At 58.3% G+C, this 839-nt stretch carries 1 protein-coding gene; it reads left to right on the top strand.

All coding sequences use genetic code 11. From position 1 onward, the window contains the following. Window positions 1–201: 201 nt before the first annotated feature. The coding region (locus tag A3754_RS05180; protein WP_156496814.1) for an aminotransferase class V-fold PLP-dependent enzyme at window positions 202–839 on the top strand (638 nt) is incomplete at its 3' end.

Here is an 839-nt window from a genome sequence, read left to right as displayed (position 1 = left end):
TGTATACGCTCAAGAATGATAGCGAATAAGCTTAATAGACAAGGGAGTACAGGTCATTGGCCGTCTTTTGAACAGTTGACCCGGCTTTTGCCACTATTTTGCGGTTGAAGGCGGGCAAACGGTTGCGGTGGGCCGGTCAATCCAGTATCCAAGACAGACGAAAAACCCCGTACCCGTAACCTGGCTGATTGGGAGAGACCCGTGCCCGCTTTACCCCGCGATTTTGACCGTGACGGTCTGCTCGAATACTCCGTGGTTTTCACCGACCGTTCCCTGAACCATATGTCACAACGCTTCCAGCAGGTGATGCGGGATATCTCATCGACCCTGAAACAGGTCTATAACGCGCATTCCGTGGCTGTGGTGCCCGGTGGCGGCAGCTTCGGCATGGAAGCAGTGGCCCGTCAGTTCGCCACCGACCAGTCCTGCCTGGTGATTCGCAATGGTTTCTTCAGCTTCCGCTGGAGCCAGATCTTCGAGATGGGCAAGATCCCGTCCAAAGAAACCGTTCTCAAAGCCTCTCCGGTTAACGACCAGCCCCAGGCTGCATTCGCCCCGGCGCCCATTGAAGAGGTGGTCGCTGCCATCAAGGCGGAAAAACCGGCCATGGTGTTCGCCCCCCACGTGGAAACGGCCTCCGGCATCATCCTGCCCGATGACTACATCAAACAGGTGGCCGATGCGGTGCACAGTGTGGGCGGCCTGTTCGTCCTCGACTGCATTGCCTCCGGCACCATCTGGGTGGACATGCAGGCTTGCGGCGTCGACGTGCTGATCAGTGCGCCACAAAAAGGCTGGAGCAGCTCGCCGTGCAGCGCGCTGGTGATGCTCAGCGAGGC

It is taken from the genome of Alcanivorax sp. HI0083 (genome assembly GCF_001635175.1).
This window is presented reverse-complemented; position numbering and strand designations above follow the sequence as displayed.